Annotated in this window: 14 protein-coding genes; 5 read left to right on the top strand and 9 right to left on the bottom strand. The window is 72.9% G+C overall.

From position 1 onward, the window contains the following. Positions 1-102: 102 nt before the first annotated feature. Positions 103-1,662 (top strand): sodium:solute symporter family protein, encoded by a 1,560-nt coding sequence (locus tag ACWCPN_RS08330; protein ID WP_451203454.1) that lies wholly within the window; start codon positions 103-105, stop codon positions 1,660-1,662. 19 nt (positions 1,663-1,681) lie between these two features. On the opposite strand, the gene ACWCPN_RS08325 is transcribed toward ACWCPN_RS08330, so the two are convergent. Further along, positions 1,682-2,797 carry an ADP-ribosylglycohydrolase family protein gene (locus ACWCPN_RS08325; RefSeq protein WP_365126244.1) on the bottom strand — a complete coding sequence of 372 codons (1,116 nt, stop codon included), beginning with the start codon at positions 2,795-2,797 and terminating at the stop codon, positions 1,682-1,684. 267 nt (positions 2,798-3,064) lie between these two features. On the opposite strand from ACWCPN_RS08325, the gene ACWCPN_RS08320 reads away from it, so the two are divergent. Next, entirely contained in the window at positions 3,065-3,601 is a 537-nt protein-coding gene (locus ACWCPN_RS08320) for a DUF2165 domain-containing protein (RefSeq protein WP_451203452.1), read from the top strand. Here the strand turns inward: ACWCPN_RS08320 and ACWCPN_RS08315 are convergent. From ACWCPN_RS08315 to ACWCPN_RS08290, 6 genes are all read right to left on the bottom strand, one after another. Then, positions 3,594-4,157 (bottom strand): hypothetical protein, encoded by a 564-nt coding sequence (locus ACWCPN_RS08315; RefSeq protein WP_451203451.1) that lies wholly within the window; start codon positions 4,155-4,157, stop codon positions 3,594-3,596. The two genes, ACWCPN_RS08320 and ACWCPN_RS08315, sit on opposite strands and share 8 nt — an antisense overlap. A gap of 70 nt (positions 4,158-4,227) precedes the next feature. Then, positions 4,228-6,813 (bottom strand): bifunctional FO biosynthesis protein CofGH, encoded by a 2,586-nt coding sequence (locus ACWCPN_RS08310; RefSeq protein ID WP_451203449.1) that lies wholly within the window; start codon positions 6,811-6,813, stop codon positions 4,228-4,230. Positions 6,814-7,056: 243 nt separating this feature from the next. Then, a complete protein-coding gene (locus tag ACWCPN_RS08305) occupies positions 7,057-7,452 on the bottom strand; it encodes a hypothetical protein (protein ID WP_451203447.1) in 396 nt (131 codons plus the stop codon). Positions 7,453-7,480: 28 nt separating this feature from the next. Then, entirely contained in the window at positions 7,481-7,966 is a 486-nt protein-coding gene (locus ACWCPN_RS08300) for a protease inhibitor I42 family protein (protein ID WP_451203445.1), read from the bottom strand. Positions 7,967-7,978: 12 nt separating this feature from the next. Beyond that, the gene (locus tag ACWCPN_RS08295) at positions 7,979-9,559 is read right to left on the bottom strand and encodes a peptidoglycan-binding protein (RefSeq protein WP_451203444.1); all 1,581 of its coding nucleotides are present in this window, start codon (positions 9,557-9,559) and stop codon (positions 7,979-7,981) included. 11 nt (positions 9,560-9,570) lie between these two features. After that, the gene (locus ACWCPN_RS08290; protein ID WP_451203442.1) at positions 9,571-9,945 is read right to left on the bottom strand and encodes a hypothetical protein; all 375 of its coding nucleotides are present in this window, start codon (positions 9,943-9,945) and stop codon (positions 9,571-9,573) included. Positions 9,946-10,096: 151 nt separating this feature from the next. Here ACWCPN_RS08290 and ACWCPN_RS08285 point away from each other — a divergent pair, with 151 nt between their 5' ends. The 3 genes from ACWCPN_RS08285 to ACWCPN_RS08275 all read left to right on the top strand — a co-directional run bounded on the left by ACWCPN_RS08285 (position 10,097) and on the right by ACWCPN_RS08275 (position 14,032). Continuing rightward, a complete protein-coding gene (locus tag ACWCPN_RS08285) occupies positions 10,097-10,492 on the top strand; it encodes a nitroreductase/quinone reductase family protein (protein ID WP_451203440.1) in 396 nt (131 codons plus the stop codon). A gap of 185 nt (positions 10,493-10,677) precedes the next feature. Further along, positions 10,678-13,641 carry a BTAD domain-containing putative transcriptional regulator gene (locus ACWCPN_RS08280; protein WP_451203438.1) on the top strand — a complete coding sequence of 988 codons (2,964 nt, stop codon included), beginning with the start codon at positions 10,678-10,680 and terminating at the stop codon, positions 13,639-13,641. 202 nt (positions 13,642-13,843) lie between these two features. Then, a complete protein-coding gene (locus ACWCPN_RS08275; protein WP_451203436.1) occupies positions 13,844-14,032 on the top strand; it encodes a sigma-like protein in 189 nt (62 codons plus the stop codon). Between the two features lie 76 nt (positions 14,033-14,108). Here the strand turns inward: ACWCPN_RS08275 and ACWCPN_RS08270 are convergent, their stop codons facing one another. Continuing rightward, positions 14,109-14,678 carry a hypothetical protein gene (locus ACWCPN_RS08270; RefSeq protein ID WP_451203434.1) on the bottom strand — a complete coding sequence of 190 codons (570 nt, stop codon included), beginning with the start codon at positions 14,676-14,678 and terminating at the stop codon, positions 14,109-14,111. A gap of 82 nt (positions 14,679-14,760) precedes the next feature. After that, on the bottom strand, positions 14,761-17,103 hold the full coding sequence (locus ACWCPN_RS08265; RefSeq protein WP_451203432.1) for an outer membrane protein assembly factor BamB family protein: 2,343 nt from the start codon (positions 17,101-17,103) through the stop codon (positions 14,761-14,763). Positions 17,104-17,189: the final 86 nt, after the last annotated feature.

Raw genomic sequence — 17,189 nt, 5'->3', positions numbered from 1 at the left:
CTTTTTACTCTCTCTTGACGTTCCCGTTCCTTGCCGTGCGTACACCTCCGAAACCAGAGTTCACATGCCTGACCCTGCACGCGGAACTCTGGAAGGGGACACATGAACGGTCTCGACTGGGCCGTGCTGATCGGCTACTTCGGGGTGATGGTCGCGATCGGCGTCTGGTCGCACAAGCGTGTGGACAACGTCTCCGACTTCTTCACCGCCGGCGGCAAGATGCCGTGGTGGCTCTCCGGCATCTCGCACCACATGTCGGGCTACAGCGCGGTGATGTTCACGGGGTACGCGGGCATCGCCTACACCTACGGCGTCACCTCGTTCATCACCTGGTCCTTCCCGATCGCGCTCGGCATCGCCATCGGTGCCAGGCTGTTCGCGCCGCGCATCAACCGGCTCCGGTCCCGGCTCCATGTGGCCTCGCCGCTGGAGTACCTGAAGAACCGCTACAACCTCTCCACCCAGCAGGCGCTCGCCTGGTCGGGCATGCTGCTGAAGATCGTGGACGTGGGCGCCAAGTGGGCCGCGATCGCGACCCTGCTGTCCGTGTTCACGGGTGTGTCCCTGAACCAGGGCATCCTCATCACCGGCGCGATCACCGCCGTCTACTGCACGATCGGCGGCCTGTGGGCGGACGCGCTGACCGAACTCGGCCAGTTCGTCATCCAGTTGCTGGCCGGCGTCTCGATGTTCGTCGCGGTCGTGCTGAAGCTGCACGACAAGGACATCGGCTTCCTCGGCGCCTGGGACGAGCCCGCGCTGCACGGCCACGGCAAGCCGCTGGTCGGCCCGTACGGCACGGTGTTCCTGCTCGCCTTCCTGTTCATCAAGCTCTTCGAGTACAACGGCGGCATGCTCAACCAGGCCCAGCGCTACATGGCGACGGGCAGCGCGCGGGAGGCCACGCGGTCGGCGCGGCTGTCGGCGGTGCTCTGGCTGGTGTGGCCGGTGGTGCTGTTCTTCCCCATGTGGATGTCCCCGCTGCTGGTCCACGCGCAGAAGCCGGACGGCTCGGACTCCTACGCCCTGATGACCGAGCAGTTGCTGCCGCACGGACTGCTGGGCCTGGTCATCGTCGGCTTCTTCTCGCACACCATGGCCATGTGCTCCTCCGACGCCAACGCGATCGCGGCCGTGTTCACCCGGGACGTGGCGCCGGTGCTGTCGGAGCGGGCCCGGGCGTGGGGCGAGCGGTCGGGGCTGATCGCGGCCCGGGTGACGACCGTCGCCTTCCTCGGCCTGTCCATGGCGGTGGCGACCCAGGTCAACTCCCCCGCCTTCAAGGACATCATCACGGTTGTCATCAAGTGGGTGGCGGGCCTGATGGGACCGATCGCGATCCCGATGATGCTGGGTCTGCTCCGCCCGTTCCGCCGCTCCGGCCCGACGGCGGCCCTCACCAGCTGGGCGGCGGGCCTGCTGGCCTTCTGGCTGGTGAACTACCCGGTCAACTGGGCGGTCGACGGCGGAGTCCCGCTGCAGTACCAGGTCTCCATCCCGCTCGCGGTCTCCCTCGTGCTGTACGTCCTGGTCGGATACCTGAAGCCCGAGGACACCCCGGAGCGGCTGGCGGTCATCGAGAAGGTCAACACGGACGACGACGCGGCGGCGGCCGTGCCGGTGCCCGCGAGCGCCGGGGACGACGTGGTGGGAGCGCCGTAGCGGGGGGCGCCGGGACGGCTCAGGCCCGGGGGTAGCGGGCCAGCCAGCCCGGCGCGGACCCGGCGGGGCCGTGCAGGGCGGGGCCCTGGGTCATCTCCATGGCGAAGTCGTCGGCCAGCTCCAGCACGGTCGGGCGGCCCTCCAGCTCGGCGAGCCAGGCCGGCGGCAGGGCCGTCTCGCCGTGGAGGGCGCCGAGCAGGCCGCCGGTCAGGGCGCCCGCGGCGGCCGAGGGCCCGCTCTGGTTGACCGCCAGGCACAGGCCGTGGCGTACGTCCTCCCCCACCAGGGCGCAGTAGACGGCGGCGGCGAGCAGTCCGTCGGCGGTACCGTCGCCGGCCAGCTCCTCCACCCGGCCCGGGCCGGGCAGCCCCTGCCGTACCGCGCCGAGGGCGTGCTGGAGGGCGTCGGCGACGGGCTGGTGGCCGGGGCGCGCGGCGAGCAGGGCGAGGGCGCGCTGCACGGCGGCGTCCAGGCTCTCGCCGCGGGCGAGGCCGTGCACGATGACCGCGTACGCGCCCGCCGACAGGTAGGCGATGGGGTGCCCGTGGGTCTGGGCGGCGCACTCCACGGCGAGCTGCGCCACGAGCTGGGGCTCCCAGCCGACGAGGAGGCCGAAGGGCGCCGAGCGGGCGACGGCCTCCGGGCCCAGTTCGCCCGGGTTCTTCGGGGTGTCCAGGGTGCCCATGGTCTCGTCGCCGAGGCCCAGGAGCAGGGCCCGGGTCGGGTCCCGGCGGGCGTACAGCCACTCCTCGCGGGCGAGCCAGCCGTCGTCCTTGCGGCGCTCGTCGGGTCCCCAGTCCCGCTGGGTGGCCGCCCAGCGCAGATACGCCCGGTGCAGATCGGTCGGCGGGTGCCAGGCGCCGGTGTCGCGGCGCACCTGGGCCCGTATCAGCCCGTCCACCGTGAAGAGGGTGAGCTGGGTGTGGTGGGTGACCGAGCCGCGTCTGCCGTGCCCGAAGGCGAGGTCGAGCAGGCCCTCCCCGCCGTACGCGGCCCGGATCTCGTCCAGGTCGAGCGCGTCGGCGGGCCCGCCGAGCGCGTCGCCGACGGCCACGCCGAGCAGGGCGCCGCGTACCCGGCTGCGGAAGTCCTGCTGCTCGGCGCGCCCCCAGACGGCGCCGGACGTCGCCTCCATGCAGGCCTCCTCGGCACCGTCCGTTCGTACGACGCCCAGCACTGTAATCGACCGGGGACGGCCTGTTCACTGGGGCGAATCGGTCCCGCCCGGTCATTCCCGTACAGCTGTGAGCACTTGCACGCCGTCCGGGGAGGCAGTCGGCGGGCGGACCCGCGGGGCCCGTGCGCACCGGCGCTTCCGGAGGCGTGAACTCGGCCTGAACCAGACCGGATTCTGGCGCGATGCGCAGGGGAGATCTGGTCTGCCGACGGGGAGAATCCAGCCATGACCACCACCCCCACCTCAGCAGCCACCGCCACCACGCGCGCCTCCGGTTCCGGTGCACACCTGGCCGCCGGCGTCCTCACCGGCGTCGTCGCCCTCTACATCGCACTCGTCGCACTGGGGAACATCACCGACTTCGGGACCAACCAGCAGTTCGTACGGCATGTGCTGGCGATGGACACGACGTTCAAGGACGACAGCCTGATGTGGCGGGCGATCACCAGCACGGCACTCCAGGACACCGCCTATGTGGCGATCATCGCCTGGGAGACGGTGGCGGCGCTGGTGCTGATAGCGGGCACCTTCCTGTGGGCGCGACGGGACCACGACCGGGCCCGGCGGTTCTCCGCCTACGGGCTGCTGATGCTCGTGCTGCTCTTCGGCGCCGGGTTCGTCGCCATCGGCGGCGAGTGGTTCGCCATGTGGCAGTCGAAGACCTGGAACGGGCTGGACGCGGCGACCCGGGTCCTCGTGCTCACCGGGGTCGCGCTGATCGTGAACCTCCTGCCGGACCGACGGCGGGACGGCGCTAGCTGACCACGGTCACCTTGGCGCCCGTGTCCCCGAAGGACCACAGGGCGGCGCCGTCCTGCTTGTGCATGCGTATGCCGCCGAGTTTCTGACCGCCGGCCGGCGGGGGCGAGGAGCCGTCGAGGGCGTTTGAGAAGGCTATGTTCACGCCCTCCACCTTGGTGAAGTACATCACGTGCTCGATCTCGACGCCGTCCGAGCCCTTGAGGGACTGGGTGCGCAGGGTGACCGAGTAGCGGCCGGGCGGCGGGCTCACCGTGCCCGGCCACACCGTGAAGGTGCGGGCCGCGTGTCCGGTCGCGTCGACCAGCCACACCCGCTTCGCGCCGACGGAGTAGACGATCCGGCGGCCCGACCCGGACCCGTCGGGCAGGGCGGGCGGGGCCGACGGCTTCGGGTCCGCGGACGCGTGCGGGCGCGGCGACGCCGACGCGCCGGGCCTGACCGCCGAGGCCGTGGGGTGCGGGCCGTGCTCGGCCTGCACGCCAAGGGCGACGACGGCCGCGGTCGCCGCCACCGTCAGACCGGAGACCCAGGCCCACGAGGGCAGTCGGGCAGCCACGGGTACGCATCTCCTCCGCTATGGATCCCCTTGTCGGAACCGGGGTCGGATCATCGTACTCAGTCCGCTCTCAGTCCAGGACCGGCAGCAGGTCGGGCAGGTGGCCGTCGGAGGCCTCGGCCGCCCGCCGCCGCTCCTCGGGCACCTCGCCGTACAGGGTCGTGCGCGGCTTCGCCGGCCGGCCGGCCGCCTCCGCCACGGCGATCAGGTCGCGGACCGACTTGTACGAGCCGTAGGAGGAGCCGGCCATACGGGAGATCGTCTCCTCCATGAGCGTGCCGCCCAGGTCGTTCGCGCCGGAGCGGAGCATCTCGGCGGCACCCTCGGCGCCCAGTTTCACCCAGCTCGTCTGGATGTTGGGGATCCAGGGGTGCAGCAGCAGCCGCGCCATCGCGGTCACCGCCCGGTTGTCCCGGGTGGAGGGGCCCGGCCTGGCGATGCCCGCCAGGTACACGGGCGCGTTGGTGTGGATGAAGGGCAGGGTGACGAACTCCGTGAAGCCGCCCGTCGCCCGCTGGATCCCGGCCAGGGTGCGCAGGTGGCCGAGCCAGTGGCGGGGCTGGTCCACGTGGCCGTACATCATCGTGGAGGACGACCGGATGCCCAGCTCGTGGGCGGTCGTGATCACCTCGGTCCAGGTGGCCGTGGGCAGTTTGCCCTTGGTGAGCACCCAGCGGACCTCGTCGTCCAGGATCTCCGCCGCCGTGCCGGGGATGGAGTCCAGGCCCGCCTCCTTGGCGGCGGCCAGCCACTCGCGGATCGGCATGCCCGTCCGGGTAGCGCCGTTGACCACCTCCATCGGCGAGAACGCGTGGACGTGCATGCCGGGGACGCGCTCCTTCACCGCCCTGGCGATGTCGAAGTAGGCGGTGCCCGGCAGGTCCGGGTGGATGCCGCCCTGCATGCACACCTCGACCGCGCCCACCTCCCACGCCTGCTGGGCCCGGTCGGCGACCTGCTCCAGGGAGAGCGTGTAGGCGTCGGCGTCGGTACGGCGCTGGGCGAACGCGCAGAAGCGGCAGCCGGTGTAACAGACGTTGGTGAAGTTGATGTTGCGGGTGACGATGTACGTCACGTCGTCACCCACCGCCGACCTGCGCACGTCGTCGGCGACCCGGCACAGCGCGTCCAGCGCCGGGCCGTCCGCGTGGAACAGGGCCAGGGCCTCGGCGTCGGTCAGGCGGGTCGGGTCGTCGGCGGCCGTGCGCAGCGCCTGCCGTACGTCGGTGTCGATGCGCTCCGGCGCCATGCCGGGGGCGGCCGCCTCGCGCAGCTCCTGCCAGTCGCCGTACACCTCGTCGAAGTCGGCGCGCCGGTCGGCGGTACGGCCCTCGGTGTCGATCGCGGTGTGCAGGTCGGTACGGCCGGTGGCGGTGAACGCCTCCTCCGGCTCCTGCCAGGGACGCCCCTCGACCACCGCGTCCGGCAGCGCGAGTCCGGTCTCCGGATCGGCGAGCGCGCCGACGTGCGGGCGCAGCCGCGGGTCCAGCCAGGGTTCGCCGCGGCGGACGAACTCCGGGTAGACGCAGAGGCGTTCGCGCATCTCGAAGCCGGCGGCCCGGGACTTCGCGGCGAGTTCCTCGATCTGCGGCCAGGGGCGCTCGGGGTTGACGTGGTCGATGGTCAGGGGCGACACCCCGCCCCAGTCGTCGATGCCGGCGCCGATCAGCCGCCCGTACTCGCTGTCGACGAGGTTGGGCGGGGCCTGCAGACAGGCCGAGGGGCCCATGATGTGCCGGGCCACGGCCACCGTGGCGACCAGGTCGTCGAGTTCGGCGTCCGGCATGCCGCGCATCGCCGTGTCCGGCTTGGCGCGGAAGTTCTGGATGATCAGTTCCTGGATGCCGTGGTACGCCCGGGAGACCTTGCGCAGCGCGAACAGGGACTCGGCCCGCTCCTCGTAGGTCTCCCCGATGCCGATCAGCAGGCCTGAGGTGAACGGGACGGAGGAGCGTCCGGCGTCCTCCAGCACCCTGAGCCGTACGGCGGGTTCCTTGTCCGGGGAGCCGTGGTGGGGGCCGCCGGGCTCGGACCAGAGCCGGGTGGCCGTCGTCTCCAGCATCATGCCCATCGAGGGGGCGACGGGCTTCAGGCGCTGGAAGTCCGTCCAGGTCATGACGCCCGGGTTGAGATGGGGCAGCAGGCCCGTCTCCTCCAGGATGCGGATGGAGACGGCCCGCACGTAGGCGATGGTGTCGTCGTAGCCGTGCGCGTCCAGCCACTCGCGCGCCTCGGGCCAGCGGTCCTCCGGCTTGTCGCCGAGGGTGATGAGGGCTTCCTTGCAGCCGAGGGCGGCGCCCTTGCGGGCGATGTCCAGCACCTCGTCGGGGGACATGAACATCCCGTGGCCCGCGCGGCGCAGCTTGCCGGGGACGGTGACGAAGGTGCAGTAGTGGCACTTGTCGCGGCACAGCCGGGTCAGGGGGACGAAGACGCTCTTCGAGTAGGTGATGACGCCGGGACGGCCGGCCGCCTCTAGGCCCGCGTCACGTACCCGGGCGGCGGACGCGGCGAGACCGGTGAGCGCCTCGCCGCGTGCCTGGAGCAGCACCGCCGCCTCGGCGACGTCGAGGGCGACGCCGTCCCGGGCACGTTTGAGGGCGCGACGCATGGAGTTCTCGGTGGGACCGGTTCCGGAGGACGCGGAAGTCGTCATCCCTTGAGCATACGTTCGGGGTGATCAACGCACGGGGCCCGCCGCCGCTGCCCCGGGCGCGCTCGCCAACACCGCCCCTCGCGGCGCTACTTGATCTGCTCCGCCGCCCACTCGGCCCACTCCTGCCGCATCGCGCCGAAGCGCGGGCCGTGCTCCAGGGCGATGCGGCCGTGGACGGAGAGGTTGTCGTCGTCCCGGTCGACGGAGTCGGCCGCGGACCCGCGAAGATCGGGGAGACGCCCCCTAGGGCCTCCCGCTCCGGGCCCGGGTGTCCCGGCGCAGGCCGATGATCTCGGCGACCGTGTCCAGCCAGCGGGCGGTGCGCTCCTCGCCCTCCGGGGTGTCCGCGACCCGCGCCGCCGTCTCCAGCCAGTCGAGCAGCAGTACGGACGCCTCGCGGGACGGCAGCGGCTCGGTCAGCTCCGCGGCGCACCGCAGGCCGCCGGCGCGGACGATCTCGGCGACGTAGGCCACCGAACGCGCCACCACGCCCAGCCGGTCCAGGGTGACGGCGGCCGCGACGGCGCCGTCACCGCACAGCGCGGCGCGGAACGCGTCCTGGGTGAGGCCGTAGCGGAGCAGGACGGCCACGTCGGTGGTGGCGAGGACCTCGTCGTCGGTGCGGGGTGCGGAGGGCATGGGCGGCGCTTTCCGGTTCTGGGGTGGGTCAGCGGACCGTGATCGTGTAGACGAAGAACGCCGGCCTGTCGTCCGGGGTGCCCGTCGCCGTCGGGTACGGGCTCGACGAGGCGGTACCGGAGCCGGAGGCGCTCGGGTACGGGTAGGCCGTCTCGGTGCCGCTGTGGCAGCTTCCCATCGGGCAGTGCAGGAGCTTCACGGTGGTCCTGCCGGGCTCGAGCGCCGTGAAGTCGAAGAACTGGGTGCCGTCGCCGCCGCCGATGAGACCGCCGCCGCCCTCCTCGTCCTCGCGCTTGCCGCGGTACTTCAGCACGTGCCCGTCCGGCCGGGGCCCGGCCAGGTACCAGTTCTGCCCGAGCGCGGGGTTCGCGGGGACCTTCAGGGTGAACTCGTCCCCGGCGTCCACCGTGACGGCGCGCTTCTCGGTGCCGTACTCGTCGGCCCCGCCCGAGGAGCCGCAGCCGGCCAGGGCGAGGACTCCGGCCGCGGCCAGGGGGATCAGTGCGGTGCGCATGTTCACGGTTGCTCAGTCCTGCTGGATGTAGACGCGGTTGACATTGCCCTTGTGCGCGGCCGAGTACCGGTCGTCCGCCGCGGCGCTGAGGTCCCCCTTGACGAAGTCCTCCTCGCTGACCCAGGTGGTGGTGCCCCAGGGGTTGTAGATCTGGAGCCTGTCCCCCTCCTGGCCGATGATCATCATGCTGTGGCCGTGCCAGTCGTCGTTGTCGTCGTACCGCTCGATGTTGATGGGCACGGGCTTGCCCTCGGCGACGGACCGCTCGATGTCGGGCAGCACGTCCCGCCGGTCGTCCTCGCCGCCCATGTCCTGGCTCTCGTAGTGGTCGCCGGTGTGCGGACTGAGCTCCTTCTCGGAGATCTCCACCTGCCCGTCCGAGTCCATGCCGGCCGGCTTGCGGTCCCACAGCCAGCCCGAGTTGTCGCCGTCGCCCTCCTCGTGCAGCCGCAACTGCTCGTCGGTCAGGCGCTCACGGAAGTGGTCCGGGTCGTCGTCGGTGCCGTCGGGACCGCCGGTCAGCTCCAGGGCGTAGACCGGGTCGACGATGGCCCGCGCGGTGACCGTGGAGGAGGGCACGCAGGTCTCGCCGTCCTGGTCCCACAGCCTGCCGTCGAAGTCCTGGTTCTCCTGGCCCGTGGCCGACGGGCCATTGCCCGTCGAGACCGGCGCGAGGTGCTCCCGCAGCCAGACCGCGTCCCGGCCGTGGATCTTGCCGCCGAACTCCTCGACCTCGTCGACGGAGTACCCGGCCGCCAGGGCCTTCATGAGGTACGCCTTCTCCTGCGGCGTCGAGGCGTCGGCCAGCAGCCGGTCCATCCGGGCCCGGTCGGCGGCCGGGAGCCGGTCCATGGCGTGGCCGGAGCGTTCGAGGTCGTTGGCCGTGAGGATCTCGTTCAGCTCCGGGTCGCCGCCCACGTTGCCGACGTCGGCCAGGGCCAGCCGGTCCGCCGCCGTCAGCCCGTTCGTGTCCAGTTTCCCGGCCCGTGCCTCCGACGCCCACTTGTTGAGGTCCCGGGCAGCGGCGCGGGCGGCGTCGTCGGCCGCGTCCGCCGCCTTGAGCAGCAGGCCGGCGCCGGCGGAGGCGACCGAGCGGGCCTTCAGCCGGGTGCTCTCCTCCTCGTCGTCCTCGTGCCAGTCGTCGAAGAAACCGTCCCTGCCGCCGAGCATCGTGCGGGCCGAGTGCAGCTTGGTCCGTCCGTCACGGTCCTGGACCCGCGCGTCCTTGACGGCGTCGGCGAGGCTCAGCAGCGCCTTGGCGCCGCCCTCGAACGCCTCGGCCATCTGCCGGGCGTCCCGCGAGGCGGCGGACACCACGTCGGAGGCGAGGACGCTCGTCCGGCCGACCCACACCTCCGGCAGGCCCTTGCGGGCCACCTTGTCGACACGGTCCCGCACGTCGTTGGCCTTCTCGACCTGACCGCGGTACGTCCTGGCCAGCGACTCCAGCGTCGCGTGGTCGCCCATCGGGGGCGACACCGCGAGGGCGTCGTCGATCGCGTCGATCAGGTCGTTCTTGCTGCCGGCCGAGGAGATGCTCCTGGCCAGGCCCGCGAGCCGCTTGCGGCGGTCGGTGGTGCCCTCCGTCGTCATCGCGCGCCCCCTCAGTAACCCGACAGCGCCGACGGGCGGGCGGCGTGTGCGGGCATGGCGGTGACGCGGCCGTCGGCCACGGGCACGCTGCGGACACCGGTGTCCACCAGTGCGTCGCTTCCGTCGTAGGCGCCCTTGGCGAGCCGGACCTTGTCCGCCAGTTCGTGCAGCGCCGACTCCAGGGTGCGGGCCTCCGCCTCCCAGGCGGCGGCGTACGCGTTGAAGGCCGTGGCCGCGTCGGGGCCGCCGAGGGCGTCGTCCGTGTAGCAGAGGCCGGGGGCGATCACCTTGCGGATCTTCCCGGTGCCGTCGCCCGCCCCGTCCAGTTCCTTCGCCTGTCCGGACACACCGGACCTGACCGTGTAGCCGTCCGCAGACGCGCCCATCGAGCTCCCCCGTTGCGATGGTTCATGACCGCGGGGGAGGCTAACACGCGTCAGTCACAGGAAAGTCCAGGTGTCACAGGGCCCGCACGCGGTCGGCGCACCGTCCGTGCGGGGTCCCTCGGGGCCGTCGGAGAGCAGGAGATCCAGGGACATGCCAGAGCGTGCGGACCTCAAGCAGCGCGTCGTCACCCGGTTCCAGCGGTATCTCGCCAATCCGCTCAACCGGCGCCTGCCCTTCCAGACCCTGCTGGAGACCACCGGCCGCGTGAGCGGTGAGCCGCGGCGGACGCCGGTGGGCGGGCGCCGGACCGGTGAATCCTTCTGGATGGTCTCGGAGTTCGGCTACAGGTCGCAGTACGTGCGCAACATCCAGGCCGACCCGCACGTCCGGGTCCGTGTCGCCGGCCGCTGGCACCACGGCACCGCCCATCTGCTGCCCGACGACGACGCCGTGGCCCGCCTGCGCTCGCTGCCCCGCTTCAACAGCGCGGCGGTACGGGCGTTCGGCACGCATCTGCTGACGGTGCGGGTGGACCTCGCGGACTGAGCGCGACCGCCCCCGGCCCGCGGTCAACCGAAGGACCGGCCCTCCATCTGAGGAGACCGTGTGCAGACCATGTGGACCCAGGTGTACCGGTCTGTGATCGGCGTCTCCCGCTGCTGACGCAACCGCCCCGAACAAGGCAAACTGACGGGGTTGTTCGGGATGACAGGTCCTAGGGGGTCGAACGCATGGACGGTGGGCCGCGAGTGCCTGAGCAGCGGCGTCCCGGCTCCGCGGCCGTCGCGGAACCGGAGGCGACGCGATTCGGGGTGCTCGGTCCGGTGCGGGCCTGGCGCGGCGCGGAGACGCTGAACACCGGCTCACCTCAGCAGCGCGCCCTGCTGGCCGCCCTGCTGCTGCGCGAGGGCCGCACGGCGACGGCCGCGGAACTCATCGACGCGCTCTGGAGCACCGAGCCACCGTCCCAGGCGCTGGCGGCGGTGCGCACGTACGCCTCCCGGCTCCGCAAGGTCCTCGGGCCCGGCGTCCTGGTGAGCGAGTCGGGCGGATACGCGGTACGGGGCCTCGGCGAGGGCGCGCTGGACCTGGCGACGGCGCAGGAACTGGCGACGGAGGCGGACAAGGCGCGCGGTACCGGGGACCTGAGGAGTGCCCGGGAGGCGCTGGGCCGCGCCCTGGCCCTGTGGGACGGCGAGCCGCTGGCGGGCGTCCCCGGGCCGTACGCGGAGGCACAGCGGGTGCGTCTGGAGGAGTGGCGGCTGCAACTCCTGGAGTCCCGGCTGGACATGGACCTGGAGCAGGGCTGCCACGCCGAGGCGGTCTCGGAACTGACCGCCCTGACGGCCGCGCATCCGCTGCGTGAACGCCTGCGCGAGCTGCTGATGCTGGCGCTGTACCGCAGCGGGCGCCAGGCGGAGGCCCTCGCGGTCTACGCGGACACCCGCCGGCTGCTCGACGAGGAACTGGGCGTCGAACCGCGCCCCGGCCTGCGGGAACTCCAGCAGCGCATCCTCCAGGCGGACCCGGCCCTGGCCGAGCCGTCCGCCCCGGCCGCGGAGCCCGCCGTGGTGGCGGTCCGCCCGGCACAGCTCCCGGCCTCGGTGCCCGACTTCACCGGCCGCGCGGCCTTCGTGGACGAGCTGAGCGAGGTGCTGGCGTCGGCGTCCGAGGCGGAGGGCCGGGTGATGGCCGTCTCCGCGCTGGCCGGGATCGGCGGCGTGGGCAAGACGACACTGGCGGTGCACGTCGCGCACCGGGCGCGTTCCGCCTTCCCCGACGGCCAGTTGTACGTGGACCTGCAGGGCGCCGGCCCGCGCTCCGCCGAGCCGGAGACGGTGCTGGGCTCGTTCCTCCGGGCGCTGGGCACGGCGGACTCCGCGATCCCGGACAGCCTGGAGGAGCGGGCGGCCCTGTACCGCTCGGTGCTCGACGGGCGCCGGGTCCTGCTGCTGCTGGACAACGCGAAGGACGCGGCCCAGGTGCGGCCCCTGCTGCCGGGCACGGAGGGCTGCGCGGCGCTCGTCACCTCCCGGGTGCGGATGGTGGATCTGGCCGGCGCCCATCTGGTGGACCTGGACGTCATGTCCCCCGACGAGGCCCTGGCCCTCTTCACGAAGATCGTCGGCGACGAGCGGGTGACGGCGGAGCGGGAGGCCGCGCTGGACGTGGTCGCGGCGTGCGGCTTCCTGCCCCTGGCGATCCGTATCGCCGCGTCCCGCCTGGCGGCGCGCCGCACCTGGACGGTCTCGGTCCTCGCCGCCAAGCTGGCGGACGAGCGGCGCCGGCTGGACGAGCTGCAGGCGGGTGACCTGGCGGTCAAGGCCACTTTCGAGCTGGGCTACGGCCAGCTGGAGCCGGCCCAGGCCCGGGCGTTCCGTCTGCTGGGCCTCGCCGACGGTCCCGACATGTCCCTGGCGGCGGCGGCAGCGGTCCTCGACCTTCCCCCGGAGGACACGGAGGACCTGCTGGAGTCCCTGGTCGACACCTCGCTCCTGGAATCCGCGGCCCCCGGCCGCTACCGCTTCCACGACCTGGTCCGCCTCTACGCCCGCTCCTGCGCGGAACGGGACGAGCAGCCGCCGAGCGAGCGGGAGGCGGCGATGTCGCGGTTGCTGGACTTCTATCTGGCCACGGCGGCCGGGGTCTACGCGCTCGAGCGGCCGGGGGATCGGACCGTCGCCCATCTCGAGCGGACCCGGTACGACGGTCAGCGGTTCTCCGACGCCTCGGAGGCGACGGACTGGCTGCACGCGGAAGCGGAACCCCTTCTCGCCTGCGTCCAGCAGTCGCTGCGGCCCGCGACGCTGCGCCGCGCCGTCGACCTCCTGCTGACCACCATAGATCTGGCGGAGTCCGGGGCCGGCTCCCGGCGGTACGAGACGACCGCCATCGCGGCGTGTGACGCGGCCGCGGCCGCCGGGGACCAGCACGCCGAGACGCGGTCGCGCATCACGTTGGCCCAAGTCCTCAGTCAGGCGGGCCGGTTCGAGGAGGCGGAGCAGGAGGCCAAGAGGGCGGATCTGCTCAACGAGGCCGCCAACGATCCCTGGTCCAGCAGCACCGCCCCCAATCAGCTGGGCATCATCGCCATCTGCCGCTCCCTGTACGCCGACGCGGAGGGCTACCTCCTGAGGGCGGTGAGGGCCTTCCAGAACGACGAGAACAAGCCCGGCGAGGCGAGCGCGGTCTGCAACCTCTCGCGCTCACTGGCGTCGATGGGCCGCGGCGCACAGGCCATCGAGCTCGCCCAGCGCGGGATCAAGATCTACGACGAGCTCGGCATGTCCGTGCGCCTCGCCAACGCGCGTTACGCCTCGGGAATCGTCTTCACGCAGGCCGGCAGGCTGCCGGACGCCTTGGAACAGCTCGAGAAGGCGCTGCGCATCTTCGTGGAGAGCCGTCAGCGTCTCTGGGAGGGCACCACGCACTTCCGCATCGCGCAGGTACATCTGGCAGCACGCCGTCCGGCCCAGGCGGCCCAGCACGCCGAGCAGGCACTGGCGATCGGCTGCATCGGCGGCGACTGGATGCGGGCCAACGCCCTGACCATTCTGGGCAAGGCGCTGGAGGCCATCGGGCAGCCGGACCGGGCCCGCGCCTGCTGGCTCGACGCTCTGCGGATCTACGAGGCGACGGCTTCGTCCGAAGCGGACGAGGTCCGGATGCTGCTCACTCCACTCGCAGCCGCCTAGGCGGTTGCCGGGAGCGTTCATCGAACGTTTATGGGCCGCTGCCACTCTTTTCCAAGCGATCCGCCGTGTCGGGGGGCAGACGGATCTCCTGGGCCTCACGGCTACTCTGAGGCCTCCGGAACGCCCGTTCGGCAGCCCTCGGGGGAGTTGCCGAACGGGTGGGCCCACCCAGCGAGTCATCTGTCTATCGGGGAGTCCCGCCATGAGCGAAGCCAAGAAGGCCGAGGAGATCACCACCCTGGACCAGCACGCTCCTGCGCCGCCCAAGGCGGTCGAGGAGATCACCACGCTGGACCAGCACGCACCGGCCCCGCCCAAGGCGGCCGAGGAGATCACCACGCTGGACCAGCACGCACCGGCCCCGCCGGCGCTGGACCTGAACGGCAAGTAGACCTGACTCCCAGCGGGGGAACGGCCGCGGCGGCGCGGAGGGGGAGCCGTCGCGGCCGAGGTGTGTCCGGGGGGCGTCAGCCCACCGGCCGCGCCACCGGGTTCGCCTTGCAGTGGCGGACCCCGAGGACGAGTCCGTCGTCCCGGTCCCCGAGGCTGTTGACGAGTTCCACCTCGGCGCGGGCCGTGCCCTTGGCCGGGACGGTGACCGTCGTGGTGTTGTCGGCGACGGCCGAGCCCCGCTCGTCGTCGAACTCGACCCGTACGGTGAAGTAGCCCTGGACGGCGTTGGGGTTGGTGACCTCGACGGTCGCGTACGGGGCCTTCCGCGTCGCGCAGCTCACGAGCCTCGCCCTCGCGGCCTTCAGGGACGGCGTCGGACTGGGCGTGCCGTAGGTTCCGCCGCGGCTGCCGGACGTGCTTCCCCCGGTGGTGTTGCCGTAGTAGTCGTCGTCGTAGTCGTGGTAGCGGCCGGAGCCGGTCTTCCCGACGCCCGACGAGGAGTCGTGGTCCTGGCTGGAGCTGCTGCAGCCGCCTCCGCCGGAGTGGCCGCGCCCGTGCCCGTGCCGGCCCGTGAAGCCGGTCAGGGCGAGCACCACCAGCGCCGACACCGCCGCGAGCCTGAGTGTGTGACCACGTCGTTGCATACCGTCACCCTATCGGCCGACTGTCACGGCCATGTCACCGCACGGCCGCCGTCCCGTACCCGGGCGGCGGCCGTCCCGCGCGTCACGTGGTCCGCGCCGTGCCGGTCCCCTTCTCCGCGTCCAGCGCGTACACGCACCGGTCCTTGCTGCACGCGTACACCACCCCGTCCCGGACGACCGGGGAGCCGGTGATCTCACCGCCGGTGGCGAGCTTCCAGCGCAGACGGCCGTCGTCGGACTTGAGGGTGTACAGGAGGTGGTCGGTGGAGCCGAAGTGGATGCGGCCCTCGGCGACCACGGGGGTGCCCACGACGTCCCCGCCGGACTGGAAGCGCCACTTGGGGGTGCCGGTGACGGCGTCCAGGGTGTACAGCCCCTTGCCGCTGCCCACGTGCACATGGCCGGCCGCCACCAGGACCGGCTCGACGGAGGAGCGGGACTCGGTGGCGATGCGCCAGCGGTCGCGGCCGTCGGTGGCGTCCAGGGCGTAGACCGTGCCGAGGTAGTCGGCGAGGTAGACGCCGCCGCCGGTGACGGCGGGGCCGGGCGCGAAGGCGGGCGGGCAGAGGAAGACCGCGGGGGCCTCGAAGTGCCAGCGCACCAGACCGCTCGCCACCTCGATCGCGAGGACCCGGGTGCCGGCGGAGACGTACACGTAGCCGTCGGGTGCCGGGGTGATGCGGACCGGTACACCGCCGCAGGAGGCCGCGTCGCCGATCGGGTACGACCAGCGCTCCTCGCCGGTACGGGCCTCCAGGGCGCGCAGCCGGGCGTCCTGCCAGACGTAGACGGTGCCGTCATGGACGGCGGGGCCGGCCTCCGGGGACTCGAAGTCGGTCTGGCAGCCGCTGATCTCCCACAGCTTCCGGCCGTTCGCCGCCTCCCAGCCCTGGGCGCCGCCGCCCCGGGTGCCGGTGACGACCGTGCCGTGGTCGGCGTGCAGGGAGTACACCCAGGCGTCCGTGTTCACCCGCCACAGGTCGCCGCCCTCACGGGCGTCCAGCGCGAACAGGGTGGGTCCGTCGGAGGCGTGGATCCGGCCGTCCGCGACCGCCATGGACCAGGCCACGTCCCGCGTCTTGAAGCGGCGGCGGCCGGTGGCCACGTCCAGCGCGTGCACTTCGAAGGACGTGACGTAGACCAGCTCGCCGTCGACCGACGGGGTGCCCCAGACGTCGTTGGACATGCGGAAGCGCCAGGGGCGCCAGCCGTTCGCCGTCTCCGGGGGCACGGCCGGGACGGGCGGCACGGCGGGGTCGGCGCCGGCGACGCCCTGGCGGGGCCGGGACCAGCCGGCGACGAGGCCGGCCTCCGGCGGGGGCGCCTTGACGGCGGCGGCGCGGGCGTCGGCGACGCGCGGGCCGGGGCCGATGGGCACGGCCGCGCCCGCCAGCCGGACCGGTCCGGTGTCGGGGGCCCCGGCCGCCGCGGAGGCCGGGACGGCGGGGTCGTAGGACGGCGGCGGGGGCACGGCCGCCCGGCCGCCGCTGCGCGGGCCGGGGGCGGTGGGGGCCGGCTTGGCGGTGGGGCGGCCGCCGCGGCGGGTCTCGATGAGGCCGACCGCCTTCTCGGGCAGCCAGGCGGAGGCGGTACCGCTGTCGTCGGAGCCGGAGCCGAACAGGTGCGGGGCGAGCTGGGCCTGGAGGTCCGCGGGGTTGGGCCGGCCGGTGGCCTCCATCTGCATGCAGGACTCGATCAGCGGACGCAGCTCGTCCGGCAGGCCGGTGAGGTCCGGGCCCTCGCGGAGCAGCATGAACACCGTCTCGACCGGGTTGGCGCCGTGGAAGGGCGGGTGGCCGGTGGCGGCGAAGACCAGCATCGAACCGAGCGAGAAGACGTCGCTGGCGCCGGTGACGCTGCGGGAGTCCTTCGCCTGCTCGGGAGACATGTAGGCGGGGGTGCCGACGGCGACGTTGGTCATCGTCAGGCGGGTGTTGGAGACACCGGAGGCGATGCCGAAGTCGATCACCCGGGGGCCGTCCTCGACGACGAGGACGTTGGACGGCTTCAGGTCGCGGTGGACCAGGCCCGCGCCGTGGATGGACTGCAGGGCCTCGGCCACGCCCGCCGCCAGCCAGCGCACCGCCTGCGCCGGGAGCGGGCCGCACTCGTTCACTATCTCCTCGAGGGAGGGCGCGGGGACGTAGGCGGTCGCGAGCCAGGGCACGGCGGCGCGGGGGTCGGCGTCCACCACGGCGGCCGTGTAGAAGCCGGAGACCGCGCGGGCCGCCTCCACCTCGCGGGTGAAGCGGACCCGGAAGAGCTGGTCCTCGGCCAGCTCGGTGCGGACCGTCTTGATCGCCACGCGCCGGCCGGACGCCGAGCGTGCCAGATAGACCAGCCCCATGCCGCCGGCGCCCAGCCGGCCCAGCACCTCGAACGGCCCGATCCGCCGCGGATCGTGCTGTGTCAGCTGATCCACCACTTGCCTGCCACCTCCCCGTACGAGCCGCGCCACCCACATATGTACGCGACCGAAGTGCAGCGTCTCACCACCGCACCGCCATGGCG

The sequence above is a fragment of the Streptomyces sp. NPDC002386 genome, assembly GCF_053593175.1.
The sequence above is the reverse complement of the archived record's forward strand: the minus strand, read 5'-3'. Positions and strand labels throughout refer to the sequence as shown.

Coding starts and splice junctions, on each gene's coding strand:
- ACWCPN_RS08330 (WP_451203454.1), top strand. CDS start 103: ATGAACGGTCTCGACTGGGCCGTGCTGATCGGCTACTTCGGGGTGATG.
- ACWCPN_RS08325 (WP_365126244.1), bottom strand. CDS start 2,797: ATGGAGGCGACGTCCGGCGCCGTCTGGGGGCGCGCCGAGCAGCAGGAC.
- ACWCPN_RS08320 (WP_451203452.1), top strand. CDS start 3,065: ATGACCACCACCCCCACCTCAGCAGCCACCGCCACCACGCGCGCCTCC.
- ACWCPN_RS08310 (WP_451203449.1), bottom strand. CDS start 6,813: ATGACGACTTCCGCGTCCTCCGGAACCGGTCCCACCGAGAACTCCATG.
- ACWCPN_RS08305 (WP_451203447.1), bottom strand. CDS start 7,452: ATGCCCTCCGCACCCCGCACCGACGACGAGGTCCTCGCCACCACCGAC.
- ACWCPN_RS08300 (WP_451203445.1), bottom strand. CDS start 7,966: ATGCGCACCGCACTGATCCCCCTGGCCGCGGCCGGAGTCCTCGCCCTG.
- ACWCPN_RS08295 (WP_451203444.1), bottom strand. CDS start 9,559: ATGACGACGGAGGGCACCACCGACCGCCGCAAGCGGCTCGCGGGCCTG.
- ACWCPN_RS08290 (WP_451203442.1), bottom strand. CDS start 9,945: ATGGGCGCGTCTGCGGACGGCTACACGGTCAGGTCCGGTGTGTCCGGA.
- ACWCPN_RS08285 (WP_451203440.1), top strand. CDS start 10,097: ATGCCAGAGCGTGCGGACCTCAAGCAGCGCGTCGTCACCCGGTTCCAG.
- ACWCPN_RS08280 (WP_451203438.1), top strand. CDS start 10,678: ATGGACGGTGGGCCGCGAGTGCCTGAGCAGCGGCGTCCCGGCTCCGCG.
- ACWCPN_RS08275 (WP_451203436.1), top strand. CDS start 13,844: ATGAGCGAAGCCAAGAAGGCCGAGGAGATCACCACCCTGGACCAGCAC.
- ACWCPN_RS08270 (WP_451203434.1), bottom strand. CDS start 14,678: ATGCAACGACGTGGTCACACACTCAGGCTCGCGGCGGTGTCGGCGCTG.